Raw genomic sequence first — 20,088 nt, forward strand, 5'->3', positions numbered from 1 at the left:
GTGAAAGGCTTCCCGTGCCCTGGTATCGAAGGCGGCGGTCGCGCATAATCCTCGCTCTCGTGACGGCCGTGACCGTCGTCCTGATCGTCGCGGTGACGATCGCCCTGACGATCACGACGTACGATCACACGTCGCCGCGCGCCGCCCGGGACAAGGCATCGGGATCGGTGGCGGCCGGAGCGGTCGACTGCCGCAAGGCGAAGTGCGTGGCCCTCACCTTCGACGGTGGCCCCAGCCCGACGACGCCCAGGCTGCTGGACATCCTGAAGCGGGAGCATCTGCACGCGACGTTCTTCGTGCAGGGCGAGGGGCACATCGGGAAGTACCCCGAGATCCTCCGCCGTATCTCGGACGAGGGGCACGAAATCGGCAACCACACCTGGAACCACAAGATCCTCACGCAGATCGACACGGACGACGCCCGTCAGGAGCTGACCCGCACGCAGGACGCCATCGAGAAGATCACCGGCAGCAGGCCCACCCTCATGCGTCCGCCGCAGGGCCGCACCAATCGTGAGGTGGCCAAGATCTGCAAGGAGTTGGGCCTCGCACAGGTGCTGTGGAGCGTCACGGCCAAGGACTACGAGACGACCGACTCGGCCCTGATCACCAAGCGGGTGCTCGACCAGACTCACCGCGACGGCATCATCCTGCTGCACGACCTGCACAAGGGCACCGTGCCCGCCGTCCCGGGGATCCTCAAGGCGCTCGAACAGCGCGGCTACACGATCGTCACGGTGTCGCAGCTGCTCGCCCCGGCCAAGGCCCAGCCGGGGATGGTCTACCGGCCCTAGCCGGGGTCGGACGCGGACACAGTGCGGTGGCCAGTTCGGGTTCCGCCTCACCAGGAACTCCGAGAATTCACCCGAACGTCGCCGAAAGCTGCCATACCGTGTCGAGCTGCCTACGATCTTTCGCATGCCGCAGGAATCGGCCGGCCGTCTGGAGAGGCGTTCGCCGGCCCTTGCTCTCCTCGTGGGCCTGGCGCTGATGCTCATGGCCCACGTCGTCTCCTGCGCCCTGCACCACGCTGACGCCCACTCGCATACCGTGGCGGAGACCATGGCGATGACGAGTGCGGCGCCGAGCGTCCGCGTCCCGCCGCTCGGATCCGACGCTGCGGCCTGTTCCGCGGACCACGACGCCGGCGAACACCCCGGCCACGGCACCGCCTGCTGCGACCCGGCCGACCGGCCGGCCGACCTGCGGGGACCCTCGGCGGCCCTGATCCTGGCGATGCTGCTGCTCGTCCTCGCACGGGCCGGCCGCGCGGGCGACCTTCTGCTGCCCGGCGCACCGCCGGGCAGGTCGGGCCCAGAACCCCCGCCGCATTCCGGCGGACTGCACCTGCTGCGCCTCGTCTGCGTCAGCCGTACCTGACAGAGCCGCCCCGGCCGTGCCCCGAGGGTGACCCCCGGAAGTGCCACGCCGCCGGGCTCTGCGCATGCTCCGTACGGCACACACGACGGTCCATGGCAACCACGGGCCGCAGAAGGACGACTCCATGAGCACAGCTCTGCGCGGCATCTCCTCGCGCGACATCAGCTCCTTCCTCGCAGCGCACGAACTCCCCGAACCGGCCGGAGCCCCGCGCCGGTCGCCTGCGGGCATGGTCGGCAACACCCCCGTCCTGTGGGTGGGCGAGCCCTTCAATCCGCCCGGACGCGGCTTCTGGGCCAAGCTGGAGAGCGCCAACCCCGGCGGCCTCAAGGACCGCGCGGCCCTCAACATGGTCGCCGCCGCCCGCAAGCGCGGCGATCTCGCACCGGGCGCACCCGTGATCGAGTCCACCAGCGGCACGCTCGGCCTCGGTCTCGCCCTGGCCGGCATCACCTACGGTCATCCGGTCACCCTGGTCACCGACCCCGGCATGGAGCCGCTGATGGTGCACCAGCTGGGCGCGCTCGGGGCGCGTGTCGAGGCGGTCACCGAGCCGCACCCGGTGGGCGGCTGGCAGGAGGCGCGCCGGCAGCGGGTCCGCGCACTGCTCGCGCGCACCCCCGCGGCCTGGTGCCCCGACCAGTACAACAACCCCGACAACGTTGCCGCGTACGCCGCCCTCGCCCTCGAACTGATCGTCCAGCTCGGCCGGGTCGACGTCCTGGTGGCCGCCGTCGGCACCGGCGGCCACTCGGCCGGCATCGCCCGCACGCTGCGGACGTTCAACCCGCAGCTGAGGCTCGTCGGCGTCGACTCGGTGCACTCCACCGTGTTCGGCCAGCCTGCCGGCCCGCGCCTCATGCGCGGTCTGGGCAGCAGCATCCATCCCGGGAACGTCGACCACGCGGCCTTCGACGAGGCGCACTGGGTGAGCCCCGGCGAGGCAGTGTGGACCTGCCGCCGGTTGGCCCGCGGCCACTACGCCAGCGGCGGCTGGAGCGTGGGAGCGGTCGCCCTCGTGGCGAACTGGATCGCCCGTACGCAGCCGGAGCACACCCGCATCGTGGCGATCTTCCCCGACGGTGTGCACCGCTACTGGAACACCGTCTACAGCGACGACTACTGCCGCGCCCGTGACCTGCTGGGGAGCCGGCCGGCAGCCGACCCGGACGAGATCGCGCACAGCGGTGACCGGGTGGTCGAGCGGTGGACCCGGTGCACGAACGTCACGGTGCCGGAGGGAGTCGCCCGATGAGGCTCCTCGTCACGCAGTTCCGCTCCTTCAACGGGTGCGTCCGGCTGTTGATGGTCCAGCAGTTCACCATCAACACCGGCTTCTACATGCTCATGCCCTACCTGGCCGTGCATCTGGCGGACGGACTGGGCATGGCCGCCTGGGCGGTCGGCCTGGTGCTGGGGGTGCGCAACTTCACCCAGCAGGGCATGTTCCTCGTCGGCGGCACGCTCGCCGACCGGCTCGGCTACAAGCCCACGATCATCGCCGGGTGCCTGCTGCGCACCGCCGGTTTCGGCCTCCTCGGTTTCGTCGACGCCCTGCCCGCACTCGTCGTGGCCTCGGCCGCGACCGGATTCGCGGGGGCGCTGTTCAACCCCGCCGTACGGGCCTATCTCGCCCAGGAAGCGGGGGAGCGGCGGCTCGAGGCGTTCGCCGCCTTCAATGTCTTCTACCAGGCCGGCATGTTCGTCGGCCCCCTCGTCGGGCTGGCACTGCTGGCCACCGACTTCCGGCTGGTCTGCTCGGTGGCGGCGACGCTGTTCCTCGCCCTGACGGTCGTCCAGCTGCGCTTCCTGCCCGGCCGCAGGGCCACCGCGTCGGACGAACCGGGCGGAGTGCTCGCCAACTGGCGCACCGTCGTCCGCAACCGTCCCTTCCTGCTGTTCTCGCTGGCCATGATCGGCTCCTACGTCCTGTCCTTCCAGGTCTATCTGGCGCTGCCGCTCCAGGCTCACCGGGTGGCGCCGGGCAGCGGCGACGCGGTGACCACGGCTCTGTTCGCGGTGTCCGCCGCCGTGGCCGTGGCCGGACAGCTGAGGATCACCGCATGGGCCCGGGGCCGCTGGCACCCGCAGCGTGCGATCGTCTACGGCATCGCTGTCATGGGCGCGGCCTTCTTGCCCCTGGTGCTGACGGACATGGTGGTGGGCAGCAGGTCCGGCCTCCTGGACCGGACCCTGGCGCTGGTGCCGCTGTTCACCGCGGTGGCCCTGCTCGGGCTGGGCACGGCCGTGGTGTACCCGTTCGAGATGGACACCGTCGTCTCGCTCGCCGGCGGCCGGCTCGTCGCCACGCACTACGGGCTCTACAACACCGTCTCGGGGCTCGGCATCACCGTGGGGAACCTGACGACAGGCGCGGTGTGGGACGCCTCCCATCGCCTCGGTCACCCGGAGCTGACGTGGTGGGTGCTGGCGTCGACGGGTGCGCTCTGCGCCGGCTGTGTCGCGCTGCTCGCACGATCCGGCCGCCTGAACCCCCGGCCGGAGCCGGAACCGTTGGCGGTGGTCCCGTGATCTGACGCCCCACCCGGTCGCCCTCGGACCAAGGGCGTGGCGCAGTGTGGGTAGCGGTGGGCACGGGCGCCCGTTCCCCTGCCCGTGCCTGCGTGCGCTGTTGAGCGCAGACCTGGTGTGTGGTGTCGTACCTCCCGACAGCGTGTGCCGGTCCGTGCGCGGACGCGCGCGGGAAAGGGGGGACCGTGCCGGATCTTCGGGCGTCCTCGGGGTGGAGCGCCGCCGCCGAGTTACGGGTGACCTTGGAGCAGTTGCTGTCCGTCGTCGGCTCCGGCGCCGTGGAACTGGACACGGCACCCGGCGGACTCTCGGCGGCCGTCACGGGTGTCGCCGTACTTGATGCGTTGGACCCCGGTGTCCGGCCGCGCGAACTGCTGCTCGCCGTCGGTGTGGACGCGGACTCGGCCCATGCGGTGGACGTGCTGCGCCGGGCCGGTGAGGCCGGCGCCGCGGGTGTGGTGTTCGGGCCGGACCGACGCGGTGGGGCCGCGGAGGCGCTGCGCTCGGCCGCCGGGGAGACCGGTACGGCGGTGCTGTTCCGCACCCCCTGGTGCTCCTGGGCCCAGCTGGTCGGTGTGCTGCGGGCCGGGCTCGCCTCGGCCGGGGTGCCGCCGCTGCCCGCCGCCCCGGACCTGGCCCCGGGTGACCTCAACGGGCTCGCCGACGCGGTGGCCGCGCTCGTCGGTGGCGCGGTGACCGTCGAGGACACCGAGTCACGCGTGCTGGCGTACTCCTCGACCGAGGAGGATGTGGACGACATCCGCCGGCTGACCATCCTCGGCCGCCGTGTGCCGCCCTGGCGCGTGTCGGCGATGCGGGAGGCGGGGTTCTTCGCCGCCCTGTGGGGGACGGACGACGTCCTGTACCGACGGGCCCAGGGGGAGGATCCCGAGCGCCTGGTGTGCGCCGTGCGGGCGGGCGGTGAGGTCCTGGGGTCTTTGTGGGTGGCCGCGGTCATGGGCCGGCCCCTGGCCCCGGACGCGTCCGAGGTGCTGCGCGCGGCTGCCCGGACTGCCGCCGGGCACCTGCTTCACCATCGCACCCGCGGTGCGGACAGCCGATTGGTGGAGGACGCGGCGCGCGCTCTGCTGGAGGGCCGCGGATCGCCCGAGGTGCTGGCGGAGCGGGCCGCGCTGACGGCCCAGGCGCCGTGCGCCGCCCTGGCCGTGGCCGCTGCGGCCACGGACGGCGACCCGTCCCGGTGGCACGCGTTGCTCGGGCTGCACTGCGCCGCGTTCGGGCACCGGGCCGTGGTGGTACCGGCGGGCGGCCGGCTGCTGGTGCTGGTCAGCTCGCTCGACCCCGACCCGGAGCGGGCCGACAGCGAGGTGGAGCGGCTGGGCACCTCGCTGGTCGCGCGGGCCTCGGCGGCCACCGGCACGCAACTGCGCGTGGGGCTCGGCGAGGTGGTGCCAGGGCTGGCGCGGGCGGCCGAGTCCCGCCGGTCGGCCGAGCTGGCCCTACGGGCCTTGACGTACGCCCGGGGGCCGCGTGCCGTTGGCCGGACCGCGGACGTCGCGGACACGGTCGGCGTCATGCAGGTCCTGGAGGCACTGCGGGACGTGGCGTTGGCGCGGGGGACGTCGGTGGCGCGGCTGGCCGCGCACGACGCGGAGAGCGGTGGGCGACTGGTGGAGACGCTGCGCGCCTACCTGGACCACTTCGGTGACGTGGCCGCCGCCTCTCGTGCGCTCGCAATCCACCCCAACAGCCTGCGCTACCGGCTGCGCCGGATCACCGAGGTCTGCGGGCTCGACCTGGGCAGTGCGGACGCACGTCTGCTGGCTCAGCTGGAGTTACGGCTGCAGGAGCACGGCACGGGGAAGGAGTGAAGGCGGCGCCCCGCTGCCACCCGTGCGCGCGTGCACCACTGCGGACGCCGCCTTCGTGTGCGCGCACCATCGTGGGGCGCCCCTTTCGTGAGCACGCACAACGACGCGGCCCGGAACGTGCGATCGACCGGCCCGGCCGCCGTGGCGGCGGCCCTGTTCCTGCCGACGCGACGAAGACACGGCCGGTGCGCGACGAGCAGCCTGGACATCAGCCGGGCCCCGCCCGGACTCCGTGACCGACTCCGGAAGGCTCGTCATGACCGCTGTGTCCTCCTCCGCCGCCGCACGGCGCGAACGCATCCTCCAGCAGGCCGTGCAGCAGGGGCTGTTGGACCCCGAGGCGTCCCGGCTCGTCGCGTTCGTCGACCTCGACGGTGTCGCCGCGACCGTTTCGGACCTGTACAACGCCTTCGCCGACTCGCCCGGCGCCCTGCACGCCTTCGCCGCGAAGGCCAACTGCCTGGTGCCGGTGCTGAGGGAGCTGAACGGTCTCGGTATGGGCTGCGAGGTCGCCACCGCCGGGGAGCTGGCCCGGGCGCTGGCGGCCGGATTCCGGCCCGAGCGGATCGTGTTCGACTCGCCCGCCAAGACGAACGACGAGCTTCGGCGGGCGCTGGCGCTCGGGGTGGCCGTCAACGTGGACAGCTTCCAGGAGCTGGAGCGGATCGACCGGATCCTCGGACGCCGCCCTTCCCGCTCGCAGATCGGGGTGCGGGTGAACCCGCAGGTGGGTGGTGGCAGCATCGCCGCGATGAGCACGGCCACGAGCACCTCCAAGTTCGGTGTGCCGCTGGCGGACCCGGGCAGCCGCGAGCGGCTGGTGCGGGCGTTCGGCGAGCACCCGTGGCTGACCTGGGTGCACGCGCACACCGGCTCGCAGGGCTGCCCGCTCCCTCTGATCGCGGAGGGGGTGGCGCAGGCGGTCGGGTTCGCCGAGCAGGTGGACGCGAGGTACGGAGCCGGCCGGATTGTCGGCATCGACATCGGCGGCGGGCTCCCGGTGAACTTCGCCGGTGATGAGGTCACGCCGTCGTTCGCCGCGTATGCCGAGCAGCTGAAGGCGTCAGTGCCCCGGCTCTTCGCTGACCGCCGCTACCGGATCGTCACCGAGTTCGGGCGATCCGTGCTGGCGAAGAACGGGTTCATGGCCGCGTACGTCGAGTACACCAAGACCTCCGGTGACCGGCCGATCGCCCTCACCCACGCCGGTGTCCAGGTCGCCACCCGGACCGTGTTCGCGCCGGACGCCTGGCCACTGCGGATCGAGGCGCATGACGCGTCCGGCCGAGCCAAGCGGGGGCCGCTCGTGCGCCAGGACGTCGCGGGTCCCGCCTGCTTCGCCGGGGACCTGCTGGCCGGCGACCGCGCGCTGCCGCTGCTCGAGCCCGGCGACCTCGTCGTCGTACCGGACACCGGCGCCTACTACTTCTCGACGCCGTTCCACTACAACAGCCTTCCCGAACCCGCGGTGCACGGCGTCCGGGTCGACGCGGACGGCCGGATCCGGTTCACGCTCCTGCGTCCTGCCGAGGATCCGTGGGACGTGCCCGGGCACGACGGCGTGGTCGTGGCGGACCTCGAACCGGTGGCCGTGCCGGCCCGCGACGCCCGGTAGGTGGCGAGCGTGAGCCGGAGCGAACGCGAGCGGCCCGAGGGGGACGGGCCGCTCCTGACCCAGCGTGCGGCGATCGTGTTCCTGCTGGCCGCGCTGGCCGGTGTCGGCGCCACCGTGCTGTCAGCCCTGGCCGGCGACGTGTGGCCGGTCGCCGTGAGTCTCGGCTGCGGCACCGCAGCCACGGCCGTGCTGTTCTTCAAGGAGATCATCGGCTAAGGGGACGGGCGCTGAGAATCGGCCCGGTGTGCGACTGGTGCCAGGACCGCGGTGACTGAGGATCATATGAGGTGCCGCGCGGCACCTCACCCGGTGGGTTCGGGCCGTGTGAGCAGGCCGTTGGACCGCAGGACGGCGTAGCCGATGCCGGCGCCCACCGCGACCGGCCATTCCAGGGCGCCCGCGACCGCCAGAACACCAAGGCCGGCGTACAGGGGCAGGCCGCCTTTGGCGGGCAGCAGACGGCGGGCGGTGGCCAGGGGGACCGTCGCAGCGGTCACCACCCTGGTGGCCGCCTCGCCGAGCGCCGGCAGGGTGATGGTGATCGTCCGTCCGCCCGACACCGCGGCGGAGGTCTTCTGCGGTCGTTTCGTGGCCGGCTCGGCGTCGGACCGCCGCGTCGCCTTGGTCCGGGGGGCGGGGCGCGACGGCTCTGTGGCCCGCGTGCTCGGGCGTTTCCCAGCGGTCTTCGGGGTGGTCACGGTTCATATCCGTTCGTGGGTCCTGGACTTCGGCCCCCCAGCACGGCAAACGCTACCGGCGGGCACATGCCCCTGCGAGCCACAGGACGCCGTTCGGATCAGCCCGCCGGGCGGGTGGGGCCGGGGCGGGTGAGGATGAGCGCAAAGGACGAGGGATCGGCCTGCTCCGGAGGTGGCAAAGCGGATGTCGCTGCTGTCAGACGTGCGTCTGCCGCTGCCGCTCTCGGCGCCGCTCACCAGGAGCGTGGGGGGCCGGGTGACCGCCGGTGCGCGCGCGGCCGCGGATGTGGCCGCCATGCTGCTCGGACTGGAGCGCCGGGACGCGTGGTCCCGTCCGGGGCGCTGCCACATCGAGGTGCGGGGGGTCGGGGGTCCCCGCGGGATGGGGGTGGGCCGGAGCATCGAGCGCGCACTCGAGGAACATCCCGGTGTGCTGTGGGCGCGAGTGAATGCCGCGGCGGAGCGGGTCGTCGTGGAGCTGGCCGCACCGCCACCGCCACAGCGGGAGCTGATCGAGATCATCGCCCGGTCGGAGGCCCATGAGGCCGCCGCTCCCACCGAGCCGGGAGCGTTCGACGAACCGTGCCCCCAACCGCACCATCCGTGCGAGGGTCCGCGCCGGCGGTCGGCGGTTCCGGTCCTGGCCGCGGACATCGCCGGGCTCCTGCTCACGGCGGCCACGCGCCTGTCGCCGTGGACGCCGCTGCCGGCGGAGGTGGGGGCGCTGGCCAGTGCTGCCGTGAGCCAACCGTGGCTGCGCAGACTGGCGACATCGGCACTCACCGGGCATGAGCGCACGGAGCCCGTGCTGCCGGTACTGAACGCGGTGATCCAGGGCGTGACCACGCGCGGCGGAGGGCTGGTGCTCGACGTCGTGCAGCGCGTGGCGCAGTGGCGGGAGGCGAACGCGGCCCTCGAGGCATGGTCCCGGGCCGAGCCGCGGCTGGTGCCGGGGCCGGAGCATGCGCAGGCCGAGCCGATCGTGGTGGAACGGCCGCAGGCCCACGAGGACGTGACGGTGCGCTATGCCAGACAGGCCATGGGGGCCGGCATGGCCGTGGGCGCCCTGACCGTGCCGTACGCGGGGCCGCGGCGCGCGCTCGCGGTGGCCTTGTCCAGCATGCCGAAGGCGCCGCACGCCGGACGGGAAGGCTTCGCCACCAGCCTGGGCCGGTACCTCGCCTTGCGTGGCGCCGTGGCCATGGACCGCAGCGCGCTGCGCCGCCTGGGGCAGGTGGACACCGTGCTCCTGGACGCGGACGTGCTGCGCAGCCGCCGCTACGAGCTGACCGAACTGGTGCTGCTCGACGGCGCCGGACCCGAGCAGGTGTCCGACCGGCTCTTCACCCTGTTCGACCCGGCCGCGTCGGCGCAGGTCCACCGCGACGGCGAAGGCTGGGTGCTCGGCCCGCTGGAGGACCTGGATCTGACCGGCCGCACCGGGCGCCGGGCCGCGGAAAGGCTGCGGCACCGGGGCAGTGAACGGGTACTGGGCCTGGCCGTCCGGCGCCGCCTGGTTGCCGTGGCGGGGGTGGTGATGCAGACACTTCCGGGCGCCCAGGCTCTGGCGGCGGCAGCCCGCCGTTCGGGTCTCCGTGTGGTCCTCGCCGGCGACCAGCCCTGTCCGGAGCTCGGATTCGTCGACGCGATGGTGCCCGCGGGCGGCCACCTGGTGGCGTCGGTGCGCGCGTTGCAGGCGGACGGCGCTGTGGTGCTGCTGGTGTCGGGGAACCGCCGTGCCCTGGGGGCGTCCGACTGCGGCATCGGGGTCCACGCAGAGGGGGAGCCGCCCGCCTGGGGCGCACACCTGCTCGTCGGAACCGACCTGGACACGGTCGCGCTGATCCTCACCGGAGTCGGCGTGGCCCGCCAGGTCGACCGGGACAGTGCGCTGCTGGCCGCCGGCGGCAGCGGCATCGGCGCGGTCGCGGCGCTGCGGGCACCGGCCGCCGAGGCCTGCTCGCGGGGACAGACTGCGTGCAACACCGCCGGGGGGATCGCCTTCTGCCTGGGGGCCTGGCGCGCCCGGCAGCTGTGCTCGCGCCCCGTCACTCCGTCCGTGGAGACCGTGCCCTGGCATCTGATGCCACCCGCGCGGGTCCTGGACCGCCTGCGCTCCAGCAGCGACGGGCTGACGGAGAAGGAGGTGGCTGCACGGGCCAAGAGTCCGTGGCAAGCCGCCGCACCGCAGACCACCCTGCCGTCGGCGTTCATCGAAGAGCTGGCCAACCCGCTGACCCCCGTTCTCGCCGGCGGGGCGGCCCTGGCGGCCGCCGTGGGATCCAGGGCGGACGCAGCGCTGGTCGCCTTGATCACCGGGGCCTCGGCGCTGGTCGGCGGAGTTCAGCGGGTGAGGACCGAGCGCGCTCTCGCCGAGTTGACCGCCCGCTCCGCGGTCGGGGCACGGGTGCGACGCGGGGGAGGGGTACGGCTGGTCACCGCCGAGGAACTGGTGCCGGGGGACGTCGTCCTGCTCGGGCCCGAGGACGTGGTGCCCGCCGACTGCCGCCTGCTGGAGGCCGAGGGACTGGAGGTCGACGAGTCGTCACTGACCGGCGAGTCCCTGCCCGTGCCCAAGGACCCGGCTCCGGTGGTCGCCGCGCAGCTCACCGGCCGCCGCTCGATGCTCTACGAGGGCACCACCGTCTCGGCCGGCAAGGCGGTCGCCGTGGTCGTGGCCACCGGGGCAGCCACCGAGGTCGGGCGCACCATGGCCAGTGCGCGGGAGTCGGCACCGGTGACCGGTGTCGAGGCACGGTTGTCGTCGCTGACCAGGGCCAGTCTGCCCGTGGCGGCGGCCTCCGCGGCAGCGGTGGCCGGGGCCGGGCTGCTGCACGGGCGCCCGCTGGCGGAGAGCCTGACTTCTGCGGTCAACCTGGCCGTCGCCTCGGTCCCCGAGGGGCTGCCCTTTCTGGTCAACGCGGCCCAGCTGGCCTCCGCGCGGCGTTTGGCCGAGCACGGCGCGCTGGTGCGCAATCCGCGCACGATCGAGGCGCTGGGCCGGGCCGATGTGCTGTGCTTCGACAAGACCGGCACCCTCACCGAAGGCCATCTCCGGCTCGTCGCCGTCGGTGACGGGGAGCGGACCCTCCCCCTCGACCGGCTCGGTCCAGGGCACAAGGCGGTCCTGGCCGCGGCGCTCCGTGCCACCCCCGCTGCCCGGGAATCCGAACCCCTGGCCCACCAGACCGACCGGGCGGTGGACGAGGGGGCCCGCCGGGCACGGGTGTCGCCCGGCCGCGGTGCGCCCCGCTGGCGGCGCACCGGCACCTTGCCCTTCGACCCGTCCCGCGCCTACCACGCCACGACGGGCCGCACCGCAGGCTCCACCCTGCTCAGCGTCAAGGGCGCACCCGAGACGGTGCTGGCCCGCTGCGGCCGCAGACGCCTGAACGGGGCGGAGACCGTGCTGGACGACGCCGGGCACAAGGCGCTCACCCTGGCGACCGAGGAGCTCGCCGCGGCCGGCCGCCGCGTCCTCGCCATCGCCGAACGAACCCTGCGTCCCGGCGAGGAACTTGCCGATGACACGGTGCAGGACCTGGTCTTCACCGGTTTCCTCGTGCTCGCCGACCCGGTGCGCCCCGGGGCGGCGCCGGCCACCGCCCAGCTGCGCGCGGCCGGGGTGCACACGCTTCTGCTCACCGGGGACCATGCCGCCACCGCCGAGGCCATCGCGGCCTCGGTCACCGGCGACCCGGACCAGACCGTGTGCACCGGGCCGGAGCTGGACGAACTCGACGACGACGCACTCGACGCGCTGCTACCGACGGTGAGTGTGGTCGCCCGGTGCACTCCGCGCCACAAGGTCCGCATCGTCGAGGCACTCCAGCGGCTGGGCCGGGTCGTGGCGATGACCGGCGACGGCGCCAACGACGCCCCCGCCATCCGCCTCGCCGACGTCGGCATCGCCCTGGGGCGGCGTGGCACCCCCGCGGCCACGGCCGCGGCCGATCTGGTCATCGGTGACGACCGTCTGGAGACGATCGTCACCGCCCTGACCGAAGGCCGGGCGATGTGGACCTCCGTCCGGACCGCGCTGGCCATCCTGATCGGCGGCAACCTCGGAGAGGTCACCTTCAGCGTCGTCGCCTCCGCGCTGGCCGGCAGTTCACCGTTGAGCGCCCGGCAGATCATGTTGGTCAACCTCCTCACCGACCTCGCCCCCGCGCTCTCCATCGCCGTACGCACTCCGGCCGAGAGCACCGGGGAACAGCTGCTCCAGGAAGGCCCCCACCAGTCGCTGGGCACCGCACTGACCGAGGAGATGCTGCAACGCGGGCTCACCACCGCCCTCGGCGCGGGGCTGGCCTGGACGGCCGCCCGTTTCACCGGCACCCAACGCCGCGCCGCGACCGCCGCGCTGGCCGCCGTGGTGGGAACCCAGCTCGCTCAGACACTCACCAGTGGTGGCGCGGACCGCCAGGTGCTCGCCGCCACTTTCGGATCGGCCGCCGTGCTCGTCGGCGTCATTCAGACCCCGGGCGTCAGCCAGTTCTTCGGCTCCACACCTCTCGGCCCCATCGGCTGGGGCATCGTCCTGGCGGCCATCACCACCGCCACCCTCCTCCACCCGGCGCTGAAGCCGCTCTCGTGCCGCCTGGCCGCCACGGGCCGGCTCCCTTCCATGGCCGATGGCGTCGACGAGAACAAGGAGTCAGCGCCGCTGCCGTCGGCCACTGGCGCCCTCGCCGCGGTCCCGCTCGCTTGGCTGAGCGGCGCGCTGTCCCGCCTCAGCCGGTTTGCACCCGGGCCTGGCGTGCCGCCCCGCCCGTGACGGCACCCCTTCGGGACGGGTTCCGGCCAGGGCACCGTATGTTCACTTGGGATCCATCGAAAGTACGTCCCGACGGCACCCGCGGCGCAGGAAAAGGCTGCATTGTCTGGTTTCGGACATCCGTATCCAGAACAGAAAGTCAGCCAACATGGCCGAGATACTGGCAGCCGTGGCAACGAAGATCCTCGTCGGGCTCGTCGAGGCGCTCGTCCTGCGCCTCGTGTGGCAGCTCCTGTCCGCTTACTCACCGTATCTGCGCAGGGCCTCAGCGCCGACCGCATAACCCCCCTCCACCCGGCAGCGCTCACGCCACCGCGCACTACCCCACGCCTGGACGCCTATGTCTGGGCGCCTGCCGCCTGCTGCTCCTCCTCCTTCTTCTCCTTCCGCCCGCTGCGTACCAGCCAGGTGGCTCCGCCGACGGCGAGGGCGACGGGCCATTCCAGAGCCCCCGCCACAGCCAGTGCGCCGAGGCCGCCGTAGAAGGCGAGATCCTTCATTGTGGGCGTACCGGGCATGCGGGCCGTCGCCGCCCGGGCCGTGCTCGTCATCTCCTCCTTGCTGAGGTACGGAATCGGCACCGGAGGATGCAGCGTGCGCATACGCAGGTGCAGACCCGCGCCGTCGCCCTCATGGGTTTGCTGTTGCGGTGTCTCCGCTGTCTTGGCCATCCCCCTCCTCCCTTCACGGAGTCGGTGTGGTGTGACTCTTCAATTCTCGCGCGTTTCCCGTGGCATGTGGTGATGGAAAGCGTTGCCACCGAAACGCGGGGTTCCGGCCAGGGGTCGTCAGATCCCCGCGTTGAACACGTCGGTGCCGAAGCGGCTCAGGCCCTTCTGCCCGGCGTAGCCCAGGTACGGCAGTGCGAACCGGTCCTCGATGCTGGCCAGCAGCGAGTAGTGGTTGTACGGCGTCGTACTCCAGGTGCCGCCCTTGGTGAAGGGAGACAGTACGAGCGCCCCCGTACGGCCGCCGCCGAGGCCGGTGATGCCGGGCAGCGGCGTGTTCGGGGCCGGGCCCTCGCCGCAGCAGGCGCTCGCGTCCTCCTGCGGGCCGTCGGACTCGTCGAAGGTGATCACCAGCATGCCGTCCTTCTTGAAGGCCGGGGACGACGTGATGACCGGGACCCATCGCTTCAGCCAGGCGTCGGCGGAGACCAGCCCGCCCGGACGGCCGTCCACGCACGGGGAGTCGTGGCCGTCGTCGCACAGGTTGGGCGTGATGTAGCTCAGATCGGGGGTTGAGGTGGTGCTCCGCAGGTCGGTGCTGAGCGCCGAGAGGTCGACGACGTGCTCGGCACAGCTTTCCGGCTGGTCGATGATCGAGTGGAAGTACATGAACGGGTTGTGGCGCGTGGCGTACTCGTCGCCGGTCCTGGCCTTCTGGGTGTCGTCCACCGCTCCGACCGCGGGGTGACGGCACGGGGTGCCCATGTCCTCCATGTACCCCTTCCAGGTGTGCCCCGAGGCGCCCATCTGGTCGGCCAGCGTCTGCACGCCGGAGGGATAGACGCAGCCCTGGCCGACGGCCTGGCCGGGGGAGACGGTTCCGGCCTGGACGAACGGCGCGAAGGTCTGGCAGTCGGACTGGGTGTCCGGGTTCGGGGCCTGTCCGGAGACCTGCGCGATGTAGTTGTCCAGGCTGTTGTGGCCGATGCCGTAGTACTGCGACAGCAGCACGCCCTGGGATCGCAGCGTCTGGCTCAGATACGGCGCCTTGGAGCCGGCTCCCCAGGTCTCGTCGTACCCCTTGTTCTCCAGGTTGATCACGAAGACGTGGTGCGGGTCCGCGGCGGGCGCGGCCTCGGCCTGCAGCGCCAGCAGCGTGCCGCCGCCCGCCACGAGGGTGATGAAGGCGGCGGCGAGGATCGTCAGACGGCGCCTGCCGCGCAGGAGACGGTGCTTCATGACGAGGGGAGCTTCCATCCGAGGGAGAGGGCGAGGTCGCGCAGCGCGTGCCACTGCTCGTAGTCGGGGAGTACGGCGGGCGGGCAGGGCAGTCCGACGACGCCGGGCACCGACCACTGCGGGGCGTCGGTGTTCGGCGGGTTGGTGAAGTCGAGCACCTCGACGATGTTGTTCGCCGCGGCGTCCCGGGGCGTGAGGGCGGGCAGGTTCCAGCGCCACTCCATGGCCTTGAGGACCGAGGTGTGGTCGTACACGCCGTGCGCGACATGGCCGCGCTTCGCCCGCGGGGAGATCACCAGGCACGGGGTGCGGAAGCCGCGCAGGCCCCAGTCGGGGTGGGCGTCGGGGGCGGTGGTGGGGGCCACGTGGTCGAAGAAGCCGCCCCACTCGTCGTAGTTGATGACCAGGAGGGTCCGCTCCCAGGCGGGGCCCGTGGTGACGGCGTGGTAGACCTCGTTGAGGAAGTGCTGGCCGGCGCGGATGTCGGCGTGCGGGTGGTCGTCGGCGGAGGTGCCGCTGCCCTCGTCAAGGAACTTGGGGTCGACGAAGGAGACCTGGGGCAGGGCGCCGGCGGCGCAGTCGGCGAGGAACTCCGTGTACGGGTGCGAGATGCCGAGGTGCTTGGTGCTCCACAGCGCCGTGAACGGTACGTCGGAGAAGTAGTACTTGCCCTGCAGACCCGCGTCGGCGAGACGGTCCCAGATGGTGGGGAGCGTCGATGTGTCCGTGGAGTTGTGGATGCGGTCGGTCTGCGCGGCGTGCTGGTAGAAGCGGTTGGGGTACGTCTCGGCCATGATCGCCGAGAAGTAGCGGTCGCAGACCGTCCAGGCGGGCGCCGCCTTGCCGTAGAAGTCGAGGTCCTCCGGCAGGTAGTAGCCGATCGAGAACACGTCGTTGGTCCCGGCGCGCAGCCAGCCGTCGCAGGCGCCGTCGTTGTACTCGATCCGGCCGCCCTCGTAGCTGTGGTCGGGGTCGTTGTACTGGCAGCCCTGGGCGGTGTCCAGGTGGTGAGTGGAGTGTGCGACGCCGTCGCGATCGGTGTACGTCAGCCCGGCCTGCTTGCCGTCGGCGCCGGGCAGCCAGCCCAGGTAGTGGTCGAAGGAACGGTTCTCCATCATCACGACCACGATGTGGTCGATGCCGGAGTCCTCCGGTGCGGGAAGGGAGGGCGCTTGCCGCGTGGAGGGGAAGGTCTGACCGGCGTCGGCCAGACCTTCCGTGACGAGGGGGGCGGTCGCCGTCGCGGCTGCGGCTCCGATGATCAGTCGTCTACGGGAGATGCTCACAGGGTTCTTATAGCCGCCTCCTATACCGGAGAGTAATAATCCGCTTCATACTTCCACGGAAGTTCATCGAGCGTTCTGTGGACCGCCGGCGGCCGCCACTCGAAGCAGGCCGCGCGTCTCAAGATCCGTGTCTCGCGTGTCCGGGATCGAGGCGTTGAACGCCCGCGCGAACCTACGTCCCGCTGCGCCGGTCATGCAGAGTGAAGTCGGCCCGGACGGCCACACCGGACTGCAGCAGCTTCTGGTGGACCAGGGGGTCTCGGCCGGGGTGCGAGACGACGACGCTGATGTATCCCTCGGGCAGACCGGTCACGGCGTACTCGCCCCGCGCGTTCGTCGCGGTCCGCACCAACTGCCGGCCGCCGGTGTCCATGACGGTCACCGCGGCATGGCGGACGGGCTGCTGTTCGCCGTCGCGGACGGAGCCCTCCAGCATCGGCAACGGCTCGCCGAAGTGGTGCGGGTGGACCGGGAGCGCGGTGGGTGTGGGCGCCTCCACGGAGGGGTCCTCGACAGGAGGTTCGGGAACGTCCTGCGGCTCGTCCTGCGCTCCCCGTCGTACGGCCATGTGGTGGTGCCAGGCGTCGAGGCCCAGCAGTGCCGCACCCGCGGTGATCCACCCGCACAGCACGAGGACCGGCTTCACCACCCCGGCGCCGTCGAAGTACAGCACTCCTCTCAGCGCGTCGACCGCATTGCCCAGCGGCATGACGGCGTGCAGGGCTTGGAAGAACCCCGGCAGCAGCTGGACGGGGAGCAGGCCGCTGGAGGGAACGCTCAGCACGACGAACAGGCCCAGACCCGCCAGTGGGAAGAAGTGCTTGACGAAGGGCGCCATGCCGAGGGAGAACGTGGCCACGGCCGTGGTGAGCAGGAAGGCGATCGCCAGGGCCATGGGGCCGTTGGGGAAGAAGCCCAGTCCCGCGCCGACGAGGAAACCCACGGAGCTGAAGAGGCCTGTGACGCCCGCGATCGTGATGAGCTTCTTGCGCCGGTTGAAGGTCACCGCCCGCAGCAGGGTCGTGGCGAGTATGTAGCCGGGGACGTTCCAGGCGATCCCGAAGTAGACCAGGATCGTGCCAGGCCCGTCCTTGCCGACCGTGGGGGCCACGTCCGTGACGGTGAGCTTCTGGTGGTTGTGCGCCGCAAGCTGGGTGAAGCCCTTGGTCAGCGCCTGCTCGAGGGCCGCGCCGTTGGCCTTCGCCACGTACAGCACGGCATGCCCGCCCTGGGCGGCGAAGCCTGCCACGGCCTCCCGGTCCAGCACCGCCCGGCGGGCTTCTCGGGCGTCTGTGACGGCGGTGACGTCGAACCAGCCGGGATGCTGCCGCTGCAGGGCGGTGTCGATGTTGCGTTCCACTGCGGGATCGGCGATCACGAGCTTGGCGTGGTGGGGTTGAGGCTGGTGAAAGGCCATGGGGAAGCAGAAGAGCAGGCCGAGGAAGAGCAGTGCCGGGATCGTGAGGGTCTCGACGAGGACTCTGGCCACGGATATGCCCCGGGGGCGCTCGATCCGGTGTTTCACAGGACCACCCCTTGGCCGCCACGGCGAGCCATGCCGCAGAGGCCGCGCGGCACACGGCCGACCGGATGCCCGGTAACCCCATGGCCGCCACTCCGGTACCGGTGATCCTTCACTGATCGCGGTCCAACCAGTTTCACAGCGCCCCTCTCGGCTGCACCGCGCCCGACCGTCGCCATGGCGCCACTCGATTAATGTACCGATCGGCACATCTACGTCTGCCTGGACCTTACGTGTACCGAGCGGTACAGTCAAAGGGTGCCGCGCCCCGTCAATGCCGAGAAGCGTGCCGAGCTGCTGAAGCAGGTGGTGCACCACCTGCAGCACCACGGCGTCGCGCAGATGTCGCTGACTCCGCTCGCCGAGTCGATCGGCACCACCAAGCGCATGCTTCTGTACTACTTCGGCAGCCGTGAGAACCTGCTGGCCCAGGCACTGGCCGCTTGCCGTCCCGACGCGCACGCGATGTTCGACGACGTCCAGGACAGCGCGGGACTGCGCAAGGCGGCTCATACCCTGTGGGAAGCGATGACCGTCGGGGAGCAGTCCGGCCCGGTCCGCATGCTGCTGCAGCTGCTCAGCCTGGCCGCCACCGATCCCGAGCAGTACGGCGACATCGCGGCCGAGACCGTCGAGGTCATGATCGGCCCCATCGCCGCGGCCTACGTCCGGCTGGGTCACCCGCCACAGCAGGCGCGGACAGGGGCCACGCTCCTCGTCTCCGGTCTGCGCGGTCTGTGCCAGGACCGCCTGGTGACCCATGACGTCGCCCGTACCGACGCGGCCGCCCGCCGCCTCATCAGGGACGCGGTCGCGGCGGCAGACTGAGCTTGAACGGGGGCGCGGGACGCAGCCGGTGACGGTGTGCGCCTCCACCCCGAAGCACAGATGTTTCGTCTCGCGCCCAGGGCGCGTACGGCAAGGGCGCCTGCCGGGCACTTGCCCTGGTCAGGCGCCCTTTTCTCGCGTCTAGAAGAAGCCCAGCTTCTTCGGCGAGTACGACACCAGCAGGTTCTTGGTCTGCTGGTAGTGCTCCAGCATCATCTTGTGCGTCTCCCGGCCGATCCCGGACTGCTTGTAGCCGCCGAACGCCGCGTGCGCGGGGTAGGCGTGATAGCAGTTGGTCCACACCCGGCCCGCCTGGATCGCGCGGCCCGCGCGGTAGGCGGTGTTGGCGTCCCGGGTCCACACGCCCGCGCCGAGGCCGTACAGCGTGTCATTGGCGATCTTGATGGCGTCGTCGAAGTCGTCGAAGGAGGCCACCGAGACGACCGGGCCGAAGATCTCCTCCTGGAAGATCCGCATGCGGTTGTCGCCCTCGAAGATGGTCGGCTGGACGTAGTAGCCGCCCTTCAGCTCGCCGTCGTACTCGATGCGCTCACCGCCGGTGAGGACCTTCGCGCCCTCCTGCCGGCCGATGTCCAGGTAGGAGAGGATCTTCTCCAGCTGGTCGTTGGAGGCCTGGGCGCCGATCATCGTGTCGGTGTCGAGCGGGTGGCCCGGCTTGATCTGCCGGGTGCGTTCGACCGCCGCCTGGAGGAACTCCGCGTAGTGACCGCGCTGGATCAGCGCCCGGGACGGGCAGGTGCAGACCTCGCCCTGGTTGAGCGCGAACATGGTGAAGCCCTCGAGCGCCTTGTCGCGGAAGTCGTCGTCGTGGGCCCACACGTCGTCGAAGAAGATGTTGGGCGACTTGCCGCCGAGCTCCAGGGTGACGGGCTTGATGTTCTCGGAGGCGTACTGCATGATCAGCCGCCCGGTCGTCGTCTCCCCGGTGAACGCCACCTTCGCCACACGCGGACTGGATGCCAGTGGCTTGCCCGCCTCCACCCCGAAGCCGTTGACGATGTTCAGCACACCGGGCGGCAGCAGGTCCGCGATCAGGCCGACCCAGTAGTGGATCGAGGCCGGGGTCTGCTCGGCCGGCTTCAGGACGACGGCGTTGCCCGCGGCCAGCGCAGGCGCGAGTTTCCACGCCGCCATGAGGATCGGGAAGTTCCACGGGATGATCTGCGCGACGACCCCGAGCGGCTCGTGGAAGTGATAGGCCACCGTATCGTCGTCGATCTCGCCGAGCGACCCCTCCTGCGCGCGGATCGCGCCCGCGAAGTAACGGAAGTGGTCGATCGCCAGCGGGATGTCGGCCGCCAGCGTCTCGCGGACCGGCTTGCCGTTCTCCCAGCTCTCGGCCACCGCGAGGGCTTCGAGGTTGGCCGCCATGCGGTCGGCGATCTTCAGCAGGATGTCGCTGCGCTCCGCCACCGGCGTACGGCCCCATGCCGGAGCGGCCTCGTGCGCCGCGTCCAGCGCCCGCTCGACGTCCTCCGCGGTGCCGCGCGCGATCTCGGTGAACGGCTGTCCGTTGACCGGCGACGGATTCTCGAAGTACTGCCCGCGCAGCGGCGGCACGTATTCCCCGCCGATGAAGTGGTCGTAGCGCGCCTGGTAGGAGACGATCGCGCCTTCGGTGCCCGGCGCCGCGTAACGAGTCATGCTGGTCTGCCTCCCGGTGCAGCGCTGCCCGCCGTTGGGCAGCTCT

At 71.8% G+C, this 20,088-nt stretch carries 16 protein-coding genes; 10 read left to right on the top strand and 6 right to left on the bottom strand.

Annotated elements, in window-relative coordinates:
• Positions 1-59: 59 nt before the first annotated feature.
• From ACZ418_RS20985 to ACZ418_RS21015, 7 genes are all read left to right on the top strand, one after another.
• On the top strand, positions 60-794 hold the full coding sequence (locus ACZ418_RS20985; protein WP_468364877.1) for a polysaccharide deacetylase family protein: 735 nt from the start codon (positions 60-62) through the stop codon (positions 792-794).
• Between the two features lie 124 nt (positions 795-918).
• A complete protein-coding gene (locus tag ACZ418_RS20990; protein ID WP_468364880.1) occupies positions 919-1,380 on the top strand; it encodes a hypothetical protein in 462 nt (153 codons plus the stop codon).
• 124 nt (positions 1,381-1,504) lie between these two features.
• The gene (locus ACZ418_RS20995; RefSeq protein WP_468364882.1) at positions 1,505-2,635 is read left to right on the top strand and encodes a PLP-dependent cysteine synthase family protein; all 1,131 of its coding nucleotides are present in this window, start codon (positions 1,505-1,507) and stop codon (positions 2,633-2,635) included.
• Positions 2,632-3,912, top strand: coding sequence for an MDR family MFS transporter (locus ACZ418_RS21000; protein WP_468364884.1), 1,281 nt, complete (start codon positions 2,632-2,634; stop codon positions 3,910-3,912). Before ACZ418_RS20995 ends, ACZ418_RS21000 begins: the two co-directional genes overlap by 4 nt.
• A gap of 185 nt (positions 3,913-4,097) precedes the next feature.
• Positions 4,098-5,744, top strand: a complete 1,647-nt coding sequence (locus ACZ418_RS21005) for a helix-turn-helix domain-containing protein (RefSeq protein ID WP_468364886.1) — start codon at positions 4,098-4,100, stop codon at positions 5,742-5,744.
• Between the two features lie 256 nt (positions 5,745-6,000).
• On the top strand, positions 6,001-7,359 hold the full coding sequence (locus tag ACZ418_RS21010) for a type III PLP-dependent enzyme domain-containing protein (protein WP_468364889.1): 1,359 nt from the start codon (positions 6,001-6,003) through the stop codon (positions 7,357-7,359).
• Positions 7,360-7,368: 9 nt separating this feature from the next.
• Positions 7,369-7,575 (top strand): hypothetical protein, encoded by a 207-nt coding sequence (locus ACZ418_RS21015; protein WP_468364891.1) that lies wholly within the window; start codon positions 7,369-7,371, stop codon positions 7,573-7,575.
• An 86-nt stretch (positions 7,576-7,661) separates the two neighbouring features.
• On the opposite strand, the gene ACZ418_RS21020 is transcribed toward ACZ418_RS21015, so the two are convergent.
• Entirely contained in the window at positions 7,662-8,057 is a 396-nt protein-coding gene (locus ACZ418_RS21020; protein ID WP_468364893.1) for a hypothetical protein, read from the bottom strand.
• A gap of 184 nt (positions 8,058-8,241) precedes the next feature.
• Between ACZ418_RS21020 and ACZ418_RS21025 the strand changes: the two genes are divergently transcribed.
• Positions 8,242-12,834, top strand: coding sequence for a cation-translocating P-type ATPase (locus ACZ418_RS21025; RefSeq protein ID WP_468364895.1), 4,593 nt, complete (start codon positions 8,242-8,244; stop codon positions 12,832-12,834).
• Between the two features lie 148 nt (positions 12,835-12,982).
• Positions 12,983-13,117, top strand: coding sequence for a hypothetical protein (locus tag ACZ418_RS21030; protein WP_468364897.1), 135 nt, complete (start codon positions 12,983-12,985; stop codon positions 13,115-13,117).
• A gap of 55 nt (positions 13,118-13,172) precedes the next feature.
• Here the strand turns inward: ACZ418_RS21030 and ACZ418_RS21035 are convergent, their stop codons facing one another.
• From ACZ418_RS21035 to ACZ418_RS21050, 4 genes are all read right to left on the bottom strand, one after another.
• Positions 13,173-13,505 (bottom strand): hypothetical protein, encoded by a 333-nt coding sequence (locus ACZ418_RS21035; RefSeq protein WP_468364900.1) that lies wholly within the window; start codon positions 13,503-13,505, stop codon positions 13,173-13,175.
• Between the two features lie 117 nt (positions 13,506-13,622).
• Positions 13,623-14,741 carry an alkaline phosphatase family protein gene (locus ACZ418_RS21040; protein WP_468364903.1) on the bottom strand — a complete coding sequence of 373 codons (1,119 nt, stop codon included), beginning with the start codon at positions 14,739-14,741 and terminating at the stop codon, positions 13,623-13,625.
• Positions 14,738-16,027 carry an alkaline phosphatase family protein gene (locus ACZ418_RS21045; protein ID WP_468364906.1) on the bottom strand — a complete coding sequence of 430 codons (1,290 nt, stop codon included), beginning with the start codon at positions 16,025-16,027 and terminating at the stop codon, positions 14,738-14,740. Before ACZ418_RS21045 ends, ACZ418_RS21040 begins: the two co-directional genes overlap by 4 nt.
• Positions 16,028-16,199: 172 nt before the next feature.
• Positions 16,200-17,552: a carboxypeptidase regulatory-like domain-containing protein gene (locus ACZ418_RS21050; RefSeq protein WP_468364908.1), complete on the bottom strand. Its 1,353-nt coding sequence runs from the start codon at positions 17,550-17,552 to the stop codon at positions 16,200-16,202.
• Positions 17,553-17,807: 255 nt separating this feature from the next.
• Between ACZ418_RS21050 and ACZ418_RS21055 the strand changes: the two genes are divergently transcribed.
• Entirely contained in the window at positions 17,808-18,377 is a 570-nt protein-coding gene (locus tag ACZ418_RS21055; RefSeq protein ID WP_468364911.1) for a TetR/AcrR family transcriptional regulator, read from the top strand.
• 141 nt (positions 18,378-18,518) lie between these two features.
• Here ACZ418_RS21055 and adh read toward each other — a convergent pair whose 3' ends face one another.
• The gene (gene adh, locus ACZ418_RS21060) at positions 18,519-20,042 is read right to left on the bottom strand and encodes an aldehyde dehydrogenase (RefSeq protein ID WP_468364913.1); all 1,524 of its coding nucleotides are present in this window, start codon (positions 20,040-20,042) and stop codon (positions 18,519-18,521) included.
• Positions 20,043-20,088 lie beyond the last annotated feature (46 nt).

The organism is Streptomyces sp. NPDC030820 (assembly GCF_055572075.1).

Coding starts and splice junctions, on each gene's coding strand:
- ACZ418_RS20990 (WP_468364880.1), top strand. CDS start 919: ATGCCGCAGGAATCGGCCGGCCGTCTGGAGAGGCGTTCGCCGGCCCTT.
- adh (WP_468364913.1), bottom strand. CDS start 20,042: ATGACTCGTTACGCGGCGCCGGGCACCGAAGGCGCGATCGTCTCCTAC.
- ACZ418_RS21035 (WP_468364900.1), bottom strand. CDS start 13,505: ATGGCCAAGACAGCGGAGACACCGCAACAGCAAACCCATGAGGGCGAC.
- ACZ418_RS21030 (WP_468364897.1), top strand. CDS start 12,983: ATGGCCGAGATACTGGCAGCCGTGGCAACGAAGATCCTCGTCGGGCTC.
- ACZ418_RS21010 (WP_468364889.1), top strand. CDS start 6,001: ATGACCGCTGTGTCCTCCTCCGCCGCCGCACGGCGCGAACGCATCCTC.
- ACZ418_RS20995 (WP_468364882.1), top strand. CDS start 1,505: ATGAGCACAGCTCTGCGCGGCATCTCCTCGCGCGACATCAGCTCCTTC.
- ACZ418_RS21040 (WP_468364903.1), bottom strand. CDS start 14,741: ATGAAGCACCGTCTCCTGCGCGGCAGGCGCCGTCTGACGATCCTCGCC.
- ACZ418_RS21000 (WP_468364884.1), top strand. CDS start 2,632: ATGAGGCTCCTCGTCACGCAGTTCCGCTCCTTCAACGGGTGCGTCCGG.
- ACZ418_RS21025 (WP_468364895.1), top strand. CDS start 8,242: ATGTCGCTGCTGTCAGACGTGCGTCTGCCGCTGCCGCTCTCGGCGCCG.